This window comes from Thauera sp., from assembly GCF_047601425.1.
Lineage (GTDB): Bacteria > Pseudomonadota > Gammaproteobacteria > Burkholderiales > Rhodocyclaceae > Thauera.
This window is the reverse complement of record NZ_JASGJL010000001.1, coordinates 2,825,809-2,841,255: the sequence shown is the minus strand read 5'-3', so window position 1 is coordinate 2,841,255 and position 15,447 is coordinate 2,825,809. Positions and strand designations below refer to the sequence as shown.

The window sequence follows — 15,447 nt, the reverse complement described above, 5'->3', positions numbered from 1 at the left end:
ATGAGCACCACGAATGCTGCGCCGGCGCTGGAAATCCAGCACCTCACGGTGTCCTATCGCAGCCACACCGTGCTTGGCGACCTGAGCCTGCCGCCGCTGCTGCCGGGCCAGCTGGTGGCCCTGGTCGGCCCCAATGCCACCGGCAAATCCACCCTGCTGCGTGCGCTCGCTCGGCTGGTGCCGGCCAGCGGCCAGGCACGCTGGGACGGCCAGGACCTGCTCGCCATGCCAGCGGCCGCGCTGGCGCGCACCATCGGCTACATGCCGCAGAGCCTGCCGGAAACCGCCGCGCTGAACGTGCTGGAAGTCACCCTGACGGCGATGCAGGCCCGCGACCTGCCGGCGCGCGAGGAAGAGCTCGCGGCGATGGCGGTGCTCGAACGCCTGGGCATCGACGACCTCGCGATGCGGCGGCTCGACCAGCTGTCCGGCGGCCAGCGCCAGGTGGCCGCGCTGGCCCAGGCGATCGCGCGCGACTCTCCCATCCTGCTGCTCGACGAGCCCACCAGCGCGCTCGACCTGCGCCACCAGTGGCGGGTCATGGACACGGTGCGCAGGCTGGCCGACAGCGGCCATCTGGTGATCACGGTGCTGCACGACCTCGCCCTGGCGGCGCAGTGGGCCGACCACATCCTGGTGATACACCGGGGCCGTCTGCACGCCTGCGGCACGCCCCAGGCCGCGATCACGCCGGAGATGCTGCGCACCGTCTACGGCGTGGAAGCGCGCGTGCAGCGCTGCGAGCGTGGCCGCACGATGGTGCTGATCGATGGCCCCGCGGAAGCGCCGCCGGCCTGAATTCATTTCCCCCCTCGACCGAGGAGTCTTCATCATGACCCAGCTTGTTGCGCAGGCGCAGGTGCGCCTGGCCGAAGCCGAACACACCCTGACGCGCCTGGGCGAACACATGCGCGAACACGGTTTCGAATTCCAGCGTGACGGCGCCGACTGGAAGCTCGCCATCCACGGCGGCCTGATCCATATCCGCGTCGACGGCGAGCAGCTCGACATCCGCGCCGAAGCCGCGGCGATGGATGCGCTGTACGACCTCAAGGTCGTGGTGGCGAGCCACCTGCTGGAGTTTTCTTCCCAGCCGGTCGAGATTCGCTGGCACGGCGACGGCAGCCAGTTGCGCGAGCCGCCGGCCTTCCGTGTGCTGCGGGTGATCGCCGCGCGCGACCTGACTGCGCGCATGCGCCGCATCACCCTGAGCGGCGAGCGGCTCGAACGTTATGCCGGCCTGGACAATCTGCACTGCAAGCTGCTGCTGCCGCAGCCGGGCAACACCGAGCCGGAATGGCCGACCTTGGATGCCAACGGCCTGCTGCGCATGCCGGAGGGCGACAAGCGGCTGGACATGCGCACCTACACCATCCGCGACATCGACCCGGCGGCGGGCACGCTGGAGATCGACATGGTGGTGCATGAACCTGCCGGCCCGGGCGGCAGCTGGGCGCAGCGCGCCCGCCCCGGCGACCGGGTCGGCATGCGCGGGCCGGGCGGCCTGGGCGCACGCGAGGCCGACTGGACTCTGCTCGCCGGCGATGAGACCGCGCTGCCGGCCATCGCACGCATCCTGGAGAACCTGCCGGCCGACGCGCGCGGCGTGGCGCTGGTCGAAGTCCAGGACGCAAGCGACCGCCAGGCGTTGCGCGCGCCGGCCGGCATCGAACTGCGCTGGCTGCTGCGCGGCTCACAGGCGCCGGGCACCACGACCCTGCTGCCGGACGCCGTGCGCGCCGTGGCCTGGCCGGAAGCCGGTACGCGGCTGTTCGTCTGGGCCGGCCTGGAGTTCGACGCCTTCCGTGCAGTGCGTGCGTACGTGCGCAAGGAACGCGGCCTCACGCCGGCCGAACATCTGGTGGTGGCCTACTGGCGGCGTGGGCGCAGCGAGACCGAGTTCAAGAACGTGCCTGCCGATGACTGAACCGAGGACGCCATGCACCTCGCCTGCGGGCACCGCCTGTCCCGAGTCGGCGGGCGAATCCTGTCCCGGGCCGGGTGGCAGCGCCCGGCCAGAAAAGCTCCGACCAGGAAAGACCCTGCCGGGTGAGGCCCGGCCTGCAAAGGCCCAGGCCGGCGGGCCGCGCCTGGCCCGATTCGTGGTGGACATCGGCCCGCTGCGGACCAGCCCGGGCTTCCGCCTGCTGTACCTGGCGCGGACGGTGGCGCTGATGGTGTACGGCATCAACGCCGTCGCCGTGGCCTGGCAGGTCTATGCGCTCACCCAGTCCTCGCTGCATGTTGCCCTGGTCGGCTTCTGCCTGGCCGGCGGCCAGCTCGCCGGACTGGTGTTCGGCGGCCGCCTGGCCGACCGGCACGACCGGCGCATGCTGATGGTCGGCAGCCGGATCGCCTATGTCGGCGTCGTCGGCCTGCTGCTGGCCAACACTCTGCTGCCGCAGGCCCAGCTCGGCCTCATCTACCTGGCGGCGCTGGCCGGCGGCTTCAGCAGCGGCATCGGTGCGCCGGCGCTGATGGCGGTGCTGCCGTCGCTGGTGGCGCGCGAGCAGCTTGCCGCGGCCGGCGCGCTGAGCGCCATCGCCCTGCAGCTTGCCGCGCTGGTCGGCCCGATCGTGGCCGGGTTCCTGATCGCCGGCGCCGGGCTCGCGAGCTGCTACGCGGTGGTGATGGCGGCCTCGGCGATCACGCCGCTGCTGCTTGCGCGGCTGCCGCGGCTGAATGCCGCCCGGGCGGCCGATGAGCCGCCCGGCAAAGGACAGGAATCGGGGCAAAAAAACGGGCAGGGCGCGCTGGCGGAATGGCGCGACGGCCTGCGTTTCATCCGCCGCAGCCCGGTGATCTCCGGCATGCTGCTGCTCGACCTCATCGCCAGCCTGCTGGCGATGCCCTTCGTGCTGCTGCCCCAGATCGCCAGCGAGACGCTGGGCGGCGATGCGGCGCTGGTCGGCGTGCTGCATGCGGCGCCGGCGCTGGGCGCGCTGGTGGCTGCGCTGTCATCCGGCTGGACGCGCACGCTGCGCCGCCCGGGCCGCGTCCTGGCGGCGATGGCGGTGCTGTGGGGTTTGGCGGTGGCCGCGGCCGGCCTCACCGGCAGCCTGTGGATGATGCTGGCTTGTCTGGCGCTGGCCGGCAGCGCCGATACCGTCGGCGACATCGTGCGCGGCGCGCTGCTGCAGCAGCACACGCCGGATGCGTTGCGCGGGCGGGTGTCGGCATTCTGGCTGCTGCAGTCGGCGCTGGGGCCGGCGCTCGGCGGCCTGCAGATGGGCTACGTCGCCCGGCGCTTCGCCGTGTCCACGGCCCTGCTGGCCGGCGGCTGTGCCTGTGTCGTCGGCAGCCTTGCCGCCTGGATTGCGGTGCGGGGGCGTTTTCGGGACGAAGGTGGGTTGAGCATCGACCGGACGTGATCGGCGCTGTGCCGGCTGCTGTCCTGGCCTTCATGCCAGGCTTGCGGTGCAAGCGGTGAAAAAATGCCCGCCCCTGGAGAGGGCGGGCACGCTTCCTTGCTGCGGGTTGCGGCGGCTCAGGAAGGCTTGACCGCCACCTTCAGCACGCCGTCGCGCTGGTTGGCGAACAGCTCGTAGGCGGCGACGATGTCGTCGAGCCTGTACTGGTGGGTGACGAGCACGCCGAGGTCGAGGCGTTCGGCGGCGAGCACGTTCATCAGCCGGCGCATGCGCTCCTTGCCGCCCGGGCACAGCGCGGTGCGGATGGTGTGGTCGCCGAGGCCGGCGGCGAAGTGGGCCATCGGGATCTTCAGGTCTTCCGAATACACCCCCAGGCTGGACAGCGTGCCACCCGGCTTCAGCACTTTCAGCGACTGCTCCCAAGTCGCTTGTGTGCCCAGCGCCTCGATCGCGCTGTCGGCACCGCGGCCGCCGGTGAGCTTCATGACTTCGTCCACCACGTCGCAGTTGCGGAAGTTCAGCGTCACGTCGGCGCCCATCGTGCGGGCGATGCCGAGGCGGTGGTCGTTGCCATCGACGGCGATGATGGTGGTCGCGCCCAGCAGGCGCGCGCCGGCGGTGGCGCACAGGCCGATCGGGCCCTGGGCGAACACCACCACGGTGTCGCCGAGCTTGATGTTGGCGTTTTCGGCGCCCTTGAAGCCGGTGGACATGATGTCCGGGCACATCAGCACCTGCTCGTCGGTGAGGCCGTCGGGAATCGGTGCGAGGTTGGCCTGGGCGTCGGGCACCAGCACGTATTCGGCCTGGGTGCCGTCGATCATGTTGCCGAAGCGCCAGCCGGCGGTGGCCTTGTAGCCGTGGCAGCCGCACTGGCCGCCGGGCACGAGGTAGCTGCCGTCCTGCGAGGGGAAGCCGTCCTGCGCGGCATAGCTGTTGAAATTCGGGCAGATGGCGCCGGCGATCACGCGCTGGCCTTCGCTGTAGCCCTGCACGGCGCTGCCGAGCTTCTCGATCACGCCGACCGGCTCGTGGCCGATCGTCAGGCCGGGCTTCACCGGGTATTCGCCTTTCAGGATATGTACGTCGGTTCCGCAGATCGTGGTGGTGGTGATGCGGATCAGGGCGTCGTTCGGGCCGACGTCGGGAATCGGCTTGTCCACCAGTTCGATGCGGCCAGGGGCTACGAAAACGGTTGCTTTCATCATGCTCATGGGACTTCCTCCTGGAGTGTGCCGTGGGGCGCTTTCAGTGTAGGCCAGATCGCTGGCGAGGCTCTTCCACGGGGTTGATCCAGGTCAATGGAAGCACTGATTCGCCAGCTCCGAATTGATTTTGATCAAATGAGAATGATTGTCATTAATTGATATAATCACGCCGTTCCGTGGGACGCCTGCCAAATGCGGTGCGGCACACGGGAAGCTGCTCGGCCGCGTGATCCCTTACCTGCCGTGCGCGCAACTTTCGATCCGATTTTTTCAGCAAGCAACCGATGCCCACGTGGCTAGGCAGCCAGCCAGATTCCGATGGAGATACCCATGCTGAAGCTGTCGTCTGCCCGCGCGTCCGGGCCTCGTGATGATTCGAAGGCGCCGGTTCGCCCGGCGCCGCTCTACGCCGCGCTGCTGGCCCTTGCCGGACTGGCGCCTGCGGCCGGGCTGGCGGCCGGCGATGGCCAGCGCCTCGGCGAGATCGTGGTGACCGCCACCCAGCGCGAGCAGGCCATCCGCGACGTGCCGGCCGCCGCCTCGGTGGTGTCGCGCGAGGATATCCGCAGCAGCGGCGCCGACAACGTGCTCGGCGCGATCCGCGAGACGCCCGGCATCGGCCTGCTCGGCCGCAGCGTCGGCGGGCGCAAGACGATGTCGCTGCGCGGCATGGACGGCAAGCACACGCTGTATCTGGTCGACGGCCTGCGCGTGATCGCCACCGACGACTGGGTCGGGCACTCCGACTACCAGTACGACTGGACGCCGGTCGACGACATCGAGCGCATCGAGGTCGTGCGCGGGCCGATGTCGGTGCTGTATGGCTCGGACGCGCTCGGCGGCGTGGTCAACACCATCAGCCGCCGTCCTGCCGACCACTGGCAGGGCAGCGTGCGCCTGTCCGGCAGCGATGCAAGCGGTGCCGGCGGCGGCGATGCGGTGGGCGGCGGCGTCCATCTGTCCGGCCCGCTCGGCGAGACCTTGCGCATCGGCCTGTCGGCGACCCACCTCGACCGCGACCCGCTCAAGCTGAAGGAGAACCGCCGGTTGTCGGAAATCGAGGGCACCAAGATGGATGCCGGACATCTGCTGCTGTCCTGGGCGCCGCTGGCCGGCCACACCTTCGACCTGGAGCACCGCGTCGCCGACGAGGAGCGCACCCGCCAGCAGATCAGTGGCGTCCGCTACTACAGGGACCTCTACGACATCGAGCGTAGCCAGTCCATCGCCACCTGGAAGGGCGACTGGGGCGAAGTCGACAGCCAGCTGCGGGTGTGGGAGTCGGACTTCTCGGTGAAGAGCAAGCGCACCAACGGCGTGGCGCCGACGCGGCCGCAGAGCATGGAGGAGCGCGGCATCGACGGCCGCGTCGGCTTCGGCATCGGCAGCGCCCAGCACCTGACGATCGGCTTCGACGTGCGCAACGAGGAGATGAAGAACGCCGGCCTGATCGGCGGCAAGGACGACGCCACGCACAAGGCGCTGTACCTGCAGGACGAGATCGGCCTGTCGGACTCGGTGATGCTGACGCTCGGCGTGCGCCACGACCGCCACAGCATGTTCGGTGGCGAGACCAGCCCGCGCGCCTACCTGGTGTGGCACGTCGATGAGCGCTGGACCGTGCGCGGCGGCTACGGCGAAGGTTTCCGCGCGCCGACGCTGAAGCAGATCTCGCCGATCTATGAAGGCCACGAAGGGCCGCACTCCTTCTACGGCAATGCCGACATCAGGCCGGAGACCAGCCGCTCGGTCGAGTTCGGCGTCGCCTATGCCGACGAGCGCCTCGAATGGGAAGCGACGCTGTTCCACAACGACGTCAAGGATCTGATCACCACGCGGCTGACTCATATCACGCCGCCCTCGGGCGGGCTGCCGATCCCGCGGCGCCACTATCTGTACGACAACGTTGACGAAGCGCGCATCATCGGTATCGAAACGGCGGCGAAGTGGCAACTCGGGCACGGCTTCTACCTGGGCGGCAACGCGCAGTGGCTCGACACCAAGGACAAGGAGACCGGCGACGAGCTCGATGGCCGTTCCCGCCTTCTGCTCAATGCCCGCGCGGGCTGGCAGCAGGGGCCGTGGGATGCCGTGCTGCGTGTCGAGCACATCGGCCGCCAGTATCTCGATGGTGACCGTGCGCCGTCCTACAATCTGCTGCATGCCAGCGCCGGCTACCGCATCAATGAACACCTGGGCGTCAGCCTGGGTGTGGATAACCTGACCGACGTCCGCCTGGTGGATAAGTCCGACGCCTTCAGTTATTCCGAGACGCCGCGCACGCTGCGGGTGTCGCTGCACGGTTCGTTCTGACCCGTCCATCCCGCCGGCGGATGCGCGTTGAGCCGTCCGCCGGTTTTGCCTTGTTTACGAGTCTTGCCAGCCCATGAATCCGGAATCCTCGCAACGTCCTCCCGCTGAACAGCCGAATCCGCCCAAGCGGGCCTCCCGCGGCAAGCTTTACGCATTCGTCGCCGTGCTGCTGCTCGTCGCCGCGGCCTTCTACGGCGCGAATGTCGCCTCCCGCACGCCGAACGTGGCAGTGGTGAGCAGCGATTTCGTTCTTGCCGGCAAGTTCACCGCGCTGGGCGAGATCGGCAAGGCGGCCGGCGTTGACGTGGATGCGCTCAATATCGACCGTGACGACGACGCCCGCATCGGCGCGGCGCTGGGCAAAGCCGATCTGGTGCTGATCGACGCGCCGCGCGAGGAAGACAGCCGGCGCCTGCTCGAACGCATGGGGCCGCTGCTGGAAAAGGCGGAGGTGCCGTGGCTGCTGTCGTCGGCGCGCGGGCCGCAGGCCGGCGGCGGCCTCGATGCCGCCCACGGCCAGTCGCTGCACGATTATTACCGCAACGGCGGCCAGCGCAACTTCGCCGGTCTGTTCGCGTATGTGCGCCACCATCTGGCGGGCCAGCGCGGCGTCGAAGTGCCGGCGCCGGCAATCTATCCGGAAGCCGGCTTCTACCACCCCGACCATCCCGATCTGGTGGTCGCCGACCTGGAGGCCTATCGCGGCTGGCTGGGCGCGGAGCGCGCCGCGGGCGGGCCGACGGTCGGCATCGCCATCCATCGCGCCTACATCGGCAACCTCGGCATGGCCCATGTGGACGAACTGGTGCGCCGGATCGAAGCGCGCGGCGCGCTGCCGCTGGTGTATTTCCATCCGGCCACCGCGGGCGCCGGCGCGCTCGACCTGCTGTACGGCGAGGACGGCAAGCCGGCGGTGGACCTCATCGTCAACCTGCAGGTGATGTACCAGGGCAGCCGGCGCGAGGACTATCTGCGCCTCGGCGTGCCGGTGCTGCAGGCGTTGACCTGGCGCGGCGGTGATGCGAACGACTGGCGCGCGGACCCGGTCGGCGTGCCGACCAGCGGTGTGCCCTTCTACCTTGCGATCCCGGAGTTCGCCGGGCTGACCGATCCGCTGATGGTCGCCGCCATCGAGGACGGCGATGCGGTGCTGATCCCCGAGCAGGCCGATGCGCTGGTGGACAAGGTGTTCAAGCTGATCCGCCTGCGTACCAAGGCCAATGCCGACAAGCGTGTCGCGCTGATGTTCTACAACTACCCGGAAGGCGAGAAGAACCTGTCGGCCTCGTTCATGAACGTGCCGCGCAGCCTGGCGCTGCTGACCGAGAAGCTGCGCGGCGCCGGCTACGCGGTCGAGCCGCTGGCCGAGCAGGGCATGGTCGATGCCGCCGCCGACATGCTGGCGCCGTTCTACCGCGCCGACGCCACGCGCCGCCTGGACGAACTGGTGTCGCGCAACCTGGCCGCGCGCCTGCCGCTGGCCGACTACCTCGCCTGGTATGACGCGCTGCCGGATGCGGTGCGCAATCGCGTCGAAGCGCACTGGGGCGCGCCGGCCGCGGATCCGATGCTGACCGGCGCCGAGGGCGAGCGTGCTTTCGTGATTCCACGCCTGCAGCTGGGCAAGCTGGTGATCCTGCCGCAGCCGCCGCGCGGCCGTGCAGGCGAGCCGGCGGAGAAGGCCATCTACCACGACACCAAGGTGCCGCTGACCCATTTCTACCTCGCTGCCTATCTCTACGCCCGCACGCAGTTCGACGCCGACGCGCTGATCCACTTCGGCACCCACGGCAGCCAGGAATGGACGCCGGGCAAGGAGCGCGGGCTGTCGATCCACGACGACCCCTACCTGACGCTCGGCGACACGCCGATCGTTTACCCCTACATCGTCGACAACATCGGAGAGGCCACCCAGGCCAAGCGCCGCGGACGGGCCACCATCATCAGCCACCAGACGCCGTCCTTCGCCCCTGCAGGCCTGCACGAGAAGCTGATGCCGCTGCACGACCTGCTGCACGAATACGGCCTGCTCGACGACGGCGCGGTGAAGGAGCGCACCATCACCGCGGTCGTCGACGAAGCCGCGCGGCTGAACCTGATCGAGGACATCGGCTGGACGACCGAGCGCGCCCGCGCCGACTTCGTGCCCTTCGAGCGCGAATTGCACGACTGGCTGCACGCCTTGGCGCAGACTGCCCAGCCGCTCGGCCTGCATACCTTCGGCCAGGCGCCGCAGGCCGAGCATCGCCTGAGCACGGTGATGCAGATGCTGGGCGAACGCCTGTACGGCAAGCTTGGCCTGGCCGACCCCAAGGAGCTGTTCGTCGATGATTTCCGCAAGCTCGCGGAGTCGCCGTCCTACCGCCTGCTCGCCCGTCATCTGCTCGAAGGCGACGGCCAGAACGCGGCACCGGCTGCGGCAGCCGGTGCCGCGGACGCTGGTGCTCCGACAGCCGATGCCGGCTTCGCCGAACTGCTGGCCGAGGCCCGCAGCCATCTCGATGCGCTGTCGGCCGCCGGCGAGCACGCCGGCCTGCTGGCGGCGCTGGACGGCCGCTTCATCGACACCCAGTACGGCGGCGACCCGGTGCGCAACCCCGAAAGCCTGCCCACCGGCCGCAACCTGTACGGCTTCGACCCCTCGCGCCTGCCCACCGAGCAGGCCTATGCCGCCGGCGCCGAAGCCTTCGCCCAGCTGCTTGCCGCGCATCGCGCCCAGCACGGCAGCGAATTGCGCAAGGTGGCGTTCTCGCTGTGGTCGGTGGAAGCGATGCGCCACCTCGGCGTGCTCGAAGCCCAGGCTTTCCACGCCCTTGGCGTTAAGCCGGTGTGGGACCGCTTCGGCCGCATCAGCGACATCCAGGTGATCCCGCGTGCCGAACTCGGCCGTCCGCGCGTCGACGTGGTGCTGTCCGCCACCGGCCTGTACCGCGACCACTTCCCCAACGTGATGCTGCATCTGGCGCGCGCGGTCGAACTCGTCGCCGAACTCGACGAGCCGGACAACGCGGTGCGGAGCAACACCCTGGCGCTGGAAAAGCGCCTGCTGGAGCAGGGCTTCTCGGCCGAGGATGCGCGCGAGCACGCGCTGACCCGCATCTTCTCCGGCGAAAGCGGCAGCTACGGCACCGGCCTGGAAGACGCCGCGCTGGCCACCGACACCTGGGAGGACGAAGGCAAGCTCGCCGAGCTCTACCTGCAGCGCATGCAGTACGCCTTCGGCCCCACCGAGTCGCGCTGGGGCAGCAAGCCGGCGAAGGTCAATCTGTATGCCGAACAACTGCGCGAGGTCGAGGCGGCGGTGCTGGCGCGCTCGTCCAACCTCTACGGCATGCTCACCACCGACGATCCCTTCCAGTACCTCGGCGGCATCGGCCTGGCGGTGCGCCATCTCGGCGGCAAGAGCCCCGAGCTGTACATCAGCAACCTGCGCAACGCCGACAGCAGCAAGGTGGAATCCGCCGCGCGCTTCCTCGCCGGCGAACTGCGCTCGCGCTACTTCCATCCGCAGTGGATCGGCGCGATGCAGCAGGAAGGCCATGCCGGCACGATGAACGTGGTCGATACCGTCAACAACTTCTGGGGCTGGACCGCGGTGGCGCCCGAGATCGTGCGCGACGACCAGTGGCAGAGCTTCTTCGACGTCTATCTCGACGATTCGCTCGACATGAAGATGGACGAGTGGTTCGAGCAGCACAACCCGACCGCCAGGGCGCAGATCGCCGAGCGCATGCTGGAAGCGGCGCGCAAGGAATACTGGAACACCGACGAGCAGACCCTGCGCAAGCTGGTGGAGGTGTACCGGGACGCCGTCGAACGCCTCGACTACCAGCCTGCCAGCAGCATGGTCGGCGACTACGTGCAGTCGCTCGCCGCCGGCTTCGGACTCGGGTCCGCCGGCGACCCGGCGCAGGGCGAAGCTGCCGGGGCCGCCGCGCCGGCGCAGGTCACCGGCCAGGTGCTGGAGCAGGTCCAGGCCGAGCAGGGCGCCGCGCCCGCGCCCTGGCTGGAACTGCTGCTCGCCGCGCTGACCCTGCTGGCCTTCGCCGCCGGCGGCATGCGCCAGATGCGCGCCCGCTGACAGGACGACGGAGGCTGCCCCGCCGGGCTTGCCTCCATTCACCGCAAACCTTTCCCGGAGACAAACGAACCGTGTCCCAGATCGTCGAATCGGCCATGTATGGCCTGTCCCAGTTGTTCCTGCTGCCGGTGCTGCTGCTGGTTGCCGCCCTGTTCTTCTATGCGTTTTATGCGCTCGGCTGCTTCGTCGTGCAGGCCAGGCAGCGGCAACGGGGTGACTTGCGTGCCTTCGAGCTGCGTGCGGCGCTGAACGACCGTCCCGGCCTGCATCTCACCGCGCTCGAAGCGATCGCGGTCAAGCGCCTCGAGATGCTGCGCATCGCCAGCCGGGTCGGCCCGATGCTCGGCCTCGTCGCCACCATGATCCCGATGGGGCCGGCGCTGATGGCGCTGGCCGACGGCCAGCTGCAGGAAGTCAGCCGCAACCTGATGGTCGCCTTCTCGGCGGTGATCCTGGCCCTGATCGCGTCCGCGATCACCTACGGCATCGCCAGCGTGCGGCGGCGCTGGCTGGCCACCGAGCTGGCCGAGATCGAACACGAAAGCCTGCCCGACGAGGGCCACGACGATCCCGTCGCGCCGCTGGCTGCGGAGGGCGTGTTGTGAGCGCCCGCCCGAATGCTCCTGCGGCGGCATTTCCGCCCGCCAGGGCACGTGGTGCCGGCGGCCCCCGCCGTGCCGGCCTGCGCCTGATGGACGATCTCGAGGCCGACGATCCGATCCTGTCGGTGGTCAACCTGATCGACGTCTTCCTGGTGATCATCGCCGCGCTGCTGCTCGCGGTCGCCAGCAACCCGATGAACCCCTTCGTCCAGGAGGACGTCACCGTGATCAAGAACCCCGGCCAGCCCAACATGGAGATGGTCGTCAAGAAGGGCGAGGTCATCGAGCACTACCAGGCCAGCGGCGAGATCGGCACCGGCGAAGGCTCGCGTGCGGGCGTGGCCTACCGGATGAAGGACGGCTCCTTCATCTATGTGCCGGAGACTGACCAGAAGGAGTGAGACAAACGGCCTGCGGCAGCAGGCCGCCGTAGTTTCATTCCGCCAGCGCCGCCTCGATTTCGGCGAAGGTGCGCGGCAGGTCGAAACCGAGCACCGGCACGCCGAGCAGGCGGCCGATGTGGGTGGCCGAGAACAGGCCGCGCACGCGCGGCTGGCTGGTCGCGGGATCGGTATCCTCGATCAGGATGTGCTGGCGGCCGAGGCTCTTCAGCGCGCCCAGCACGTCGGCCACGCGGGCATTCAGGATTTCCCCGAGATACAGCGTGTCGATGGTGGCGATCGGCGTCATCAGGTCGCCGACCGTCAGTTCGTCATGCCTGCAGGAACGCGAGCGGGCGATCTGCAGCGGCTTTTCGCCGAGGATGTCGCGTGCCGTGATCAGGCCGGCAAGCTGTTCCTGGCCGTCGAGCACCATCAGCAGGCGGACGCCACGCGAGATCATGCGGGTATTGGCTTCGCTGACCGGATCCTCGGTGGTGATGGTGACTGCGTTGACGCGGGTGAAATCGGTCATCGCCTCGACGGCGGGCGAGTCCGCGCCGATCAGGTTGAAACCGGGAACGCACAGGGAAGCGTTCGGGGACAGCTTGTGCGCCTGTACACGAGTCGGCAAGGTCATTGTGTCTTCCTCCAGCGGATCATCGATATTGTTTGTTTGCAGGCACCAGGCCCGTTAACCACTCTAGCATCGTGGATTTTGGGCTGCACGGATGTTTGGGCCATGTCGGGACGCATGCCGCAGCGCTCGTCGTGGCATGGGCCGGATACGCAGTGTCGTTGCGTCGCCGTCACGCGGTTGCATTGCCGCCTGCCACTGGGGCGCCGCCGGCAGTTCTGCCGGCCTCCGCGGTAAGCAGCCACGGTATCGGCAGCCGCAGGCCGTCGTGCTCGAAGCGCAGCGCACGGATGCCGAAGGCTTCGGCCAGCAGGGCGTCGTCGAGCACTTCGTGCGGCGCGCCGGCAGCCAGCACACGGCCCTGGTGCAGCAGCACCAGGCGGCTGCAGAAGCGGGCCGCCAGCGTCAGGTCGTGCAGCACGATGCCGACCGCCAGCCCCGCAGCGGCTTCGGCGGCGAGCAGCTGCATGATGCTGATCTGGTGGGCGGGGTCGAGCGCGGCCAGCGGCTCGTCGGCCAGCAGCACCTGCGGTGCGACGGCCAGCGCGCGCGCCAGCATCACGCGCGCTCGTTCGCCGCCCGACAGCGTCAGCACGTTGCGTTCGGCCAGCGCCAGCGAATCGGTCGCGCGCAGGGCGCGGTTGACGATGGCGGTGTCCTCCGGGCTGTTGCCGCGTCCATGCGGCAGCCGGCCCAAAGCCACGACCTCGCGTACCGGCAGCGGCCAGTGGGCGCTGTGGCCCTGGGCGAGATAGGCGAGGCGGCGGGCGCGCTCGTTCGGCGAATGGTCGTGCAGCGGCTGGCCGTCGAGCACGATCCGGCCGCTGCACGGCAGCAGCCCGGCCAGCGCCTTGAGCAAGGTGGATTTGCCGGCGCCGTTGGCGCCGACGATGCCGGTCAGTTCGCCCGCCCGCAGTTCGAAGTCGATGCCCTCGACCAGTTGCCGGTCGCGCACCGTGACGCTCAGATCCTTGCCGGACAGCACGCTCATGGCATCTCCCTGCGGGTGCGCAGGATCAGCACCAGGAAGAAGGGCGCGCCGACCAGTGCGGTGAGCACACCGAGTTTCAGTTCCGGCCCGCCGCCGTGGAGCAGGCGCACGCCGATGTCGGCCAGCGTCAGCAGCACTGCGCCGGCCAGCGCCGACAGCGGCAGCAGGCGGCCGGGATCGCCGCCTGCAAGCGGGCGCATCAGGTGGGGGGCGACGAGGCCGATGAAGCCGATCGCACCGGACACCGATACCGCCGCACCGACCGCCGCTGCGCTGCCGACGAGGATACGAAAGCGCAGCCGGCTGAGGTCGATGCCGAGCGAGCGGGCGGTGTCCTCGCCCAGGGTCAGCGCCCGCAGGCCGCGGCCGCAGCCGAGCAGCAGCGCGCCGCCGGCGGCGATGAAAGGCAGGGCGAGGCCGACGTCGCGGCTGCTGCGGTCGGCCAGCGAGCCCATCATCCAGAACACGATCTCGCTCATCGCGGTGGGATTGGGCGACCAGTTGAGCACCAGCGAGATCAGCGCGCCGCACAGCGAGGACACCGCCACGCCGGCGAGGACCAGCGTGGTGGCGCCGGTGTGGCGGCCGGCGAGGGCGAAGATGAAGGCCACCGCCACGATCGTGCCGGCGAAGCCGGCCAGCGGCAGCGCGAGGTAGAAGGCGTCGGCGAAGCCGGTGTACAGCGCCAGCACCGCGCCTAGCGCGGCGCCGCTGGAGATGCCGAGCAGGCCGGGTTCGGCCAGCGGGTTGCGCAGCAGGCCCTGCATCGCGGCGCCGGCGATGCCGAGCGCCGCGCCTACTGCCAGGCACAGCACGGTGCGCGGCAGGCGGATGTCGAGCAGGATGCGCTGCGGCACCAGGTCGCCGGCGAGGGTGCCGGCGATCAGGCGCTGCGGGCTGAGGTCGACGTAGCCGATCATCAGCGACAGTGCCGCAAGCCCGGCCAACGCCGCCGCAAGGCCCGTCGCCGCCAGCCGGTAATTGTGCGGCGAGCTCATCGATGCCCCCCTGCGGCCGCGAGCAGGGCGGCGGCGTCGAGATTCCAGATGCCGCCGCACACGGTCAGGCGTGCCGGCAGCGCCACTTCACGCGCGCCCAGCCCGGCGATCGCCGGGTGCTGCAGCAGGCGGTTGCCCAGCGTCGGCGTGCCTCGGCGGTAGTCGCTGCCGATCAGCACGTCGGGCGCATGCTCGACGAGCTTTTCCAGCGGCAGGATGCCGTAGCCGGCGAGGCCGGCGCGTGCGGCGCCGTTGTCGTGGCCGGCGGCGGCGAAGATGTCGTGGTACAGCGTGTTGCTGCCGGCGCTGTAGCCGCCCGAGGTGAATTGGGTGGTGAGCGGGCGAGGTTCGCGGTGGCTGGCTTCGAGTTCGGCCAGGCGTTCGGCGAAGCGGGCGATGATGGCTTCGCCGCGTGCTTCCTCGCCGACGGCGCGCGCCACGCCGCGCAGTTCCGCCGCCACGTCGTCGAAACCGTTGGCGCCCGCCACCATCAGCACCGGAATGCCGAAGCGGCGCAGCATGGCCGTGGTGTGGCGGGTGGTGTAGACGCCGACCAGTACCAGATCCGGTTGCAGGGCGAGCACTTCCTCGGCGCTGCCGTAGGCGATCGGCAGGCCGCGGGCCTGTTCGTGCAGCGCGGTGCTGAAGGCGTCCTGGCTGATGTAGGAGAGTGCGGCGATGCGTTCGCGCTCGACCAGTTGCAGCAGGATCTGGTCGGTGCACAGGTTCAGCGACACGATGCGCTGCGGCTTGGCAGCAGGCGCAGCGGCGGCGGCTGGCATGCCGAGCCAGACCGCAGCCAGCAGGAACAGCGGCAGACGTCGCGCAAGCCCGGATGCCAGCCGGCGCAAGCACCTCATGAACAG

12 protein-coding genes are annotated in these 15,447 nt (G+C 69.7%); 7 read left to right on the top strand and 5 right to left on the bottom strand.

Annotated features, from left to right (window positions below; genetic code table 11):
* From QM748_RS13790 to QM748_RS13780, 3 genes are read left to right on the top strand one after another with little or no spacing between them, the layout of a single operon-like run.
* The gene (locus QM748_RS13790) at window positions 1-798 is read left to right on the top strand and encodes an ABC transporter ATP-binding protein (protein WP_263462867.1); all 798 of its coding nucleotides are present in this window, start codon (window positions 1-3) and stop codon (window positions 796-798) included.
* Between the two features lie 34 nt (window positions 799-832).
* Window positions 833-1,927, top strand: coding sequence for a DUF2218 domain-containing protein (locus tag QM748_RS13785; protein ID WP_415247497.1), 1,095 nt, complete (start codon window positions 833-835; stop codon window positions 1,925-1,927).
* The gene (locus tag QM748_RS13780) at window positions 1,920-3,371 is read left to right on the top strand and encodes an MFS transporter (RefSeq protein ID WP_415247496.1); all 1,452 of its coding nucleotides are present in this window, start codon (window positions 1,920-1,922) and stop codon (window positions 3,369-3,371) included. Before QM748_RS13785 ends, QM748_RS13780 begins: the two co-directional genes overlap by 8 nt.
* A 116-nt stretch (window positions 3,372-3,487) precedes the next feature.
* On the opposite strand, the gene QM748_RS13775 is transcribed toward QM748_RS13780, so the two are convergent.
* Complete coding sequence (locus QM748_RS13775; RefSeq protein ID WP_415247495.1) at window positions 3,488-4,585, bottom strand: NAD(P)-dependent alcohol dehydrogenase; 1,098 nt, start codon at window positions 4,583-4,585, stop codon at window positions 3,488-3,490.
* 324 nt (window positions 4,586-4,909) lie between these two features.
* Here QM748_RS13775 and QM748_RS13770 point away from each other — a divergent pair, with 324 nt between their 5' ends.
* The 4 genes from QM748_RS13770 to QM748_RS13755 all read left to right on the top strand — a co-directional run bounded on the left by QM748_RS13770 (window position 4,910) and on the right by QM748_RS13755 (window position 11,976).
* Window positions 4,910-6,892 carry a TonB-dependent receptor plug domain-containing protein gene (locus QM748_RS13770; protein WP_415247494.1) on the top strand — a complete coding sequence of 661 codons (1,983 nt, stop codon included), beginning with the start codon at window positions 4,910-4,912 and terminating at the stop codon, window positions 6,890-6,892.
* A 73-nt stretch (window positions 6,893-6,965) separates the two neighbouring features.
* On the top strand, window positions 6,966-10,973 hold the full coding sequence (gene cobN, locus QM748_RS13765; RefSeq protein WP_415247493.1) for a cobaltochelatase subunit CobN: 4,008 nt from the start codon (window positions 6,966-6,968) through the stop codon (window positions 10,971-10,973).
* Between the two features lie 71 nt (window positions 10,974-11,044).
* Window positions 11,045-11,578, top strand: coding sequence for a MotA/TolQ/ExbB proton channel family protein (locus QM748_RS13760; protein WP_415247492.1), 534 nt, complete (start codon window positions 11,045-11,047; stop codon window positions 11,576-11,578).
* Window positions 11,575-11,976, top strand: coding sequence for a DUF2149 domain-containing protein (locus QM748_RS13755; RefSeq protein ID WP_415247491.1), 402 nt, complete (start codon window positions 11,575-11,577; stop codon window positions 11,974-11,976). Before QM748_RS13760 ends, QM748_RS13755 begins: the two co-directional genes overlap by 4 nt.
* Before the next feature lie 34 nt (window positions 11,977-12,010).
* Here QM748_RS13755 and QM748_RS13750 read toward each other — a convergent pair whose 3' ends face one another.
* The 4 genes from QM748_RS13750 to QM748_RS13735 form a co-directional block, all read right to left on the bottom strand.
* Window positions 12,011-12,595 (bottom strand): CBS domain-containing protein, encoded by a 585-nt coding sequence (locus tag QM748_RS13750; protein WP_415247490.1) that lies wholly within the window; start codon window positions 12,593-12,595, stop codon window positions 12,011-12,013.
* Window positions 12,596-12,764: 169 nt separating this feature from the next.
* Window positions 12,765-13,583, bottom strand: a complete 819-nt coding sequence (locus QM748_RS13745) for an ABC transporter ATP-binding protein (protein ID WP_415247489.1) — start codon at window positions 13,581-13,583, stop codon at window positions 12,765-12,767.
* On the bottom strand, window positions 13,580-14,581 hold the full coding sequence (locus QM748_RS13740) for a FecCD family ABC transporter permease (protein ID WP_415247488.1): 1,002 nt from the start codon (window positions 14,579-14,581) through the stop codon (window positions 13,580-13,582). Before QM748_RS13740 ends, QM748_RS13745 begins: the two co-directional genes overlap by 4 nt.
* The gene (locus tag QM748_RS13735) at window positions 14,578-15,441 is read right to left on the bottom strand and encodes an ABC transporter substrate-binding protein (protein WP_415247487.1); all 864 of its coding nucleotides are present in this window, start codon (window positions 15,439-15,441) and stop codon (window positions 14,578-14,580) included. Before QM748_RS13735 ends, QM748_RS13740 begins: the two co-directional genes overlap by 4 nt.
* Window positions 15,442-15,447: the final 6 nt, after the last annotated feature.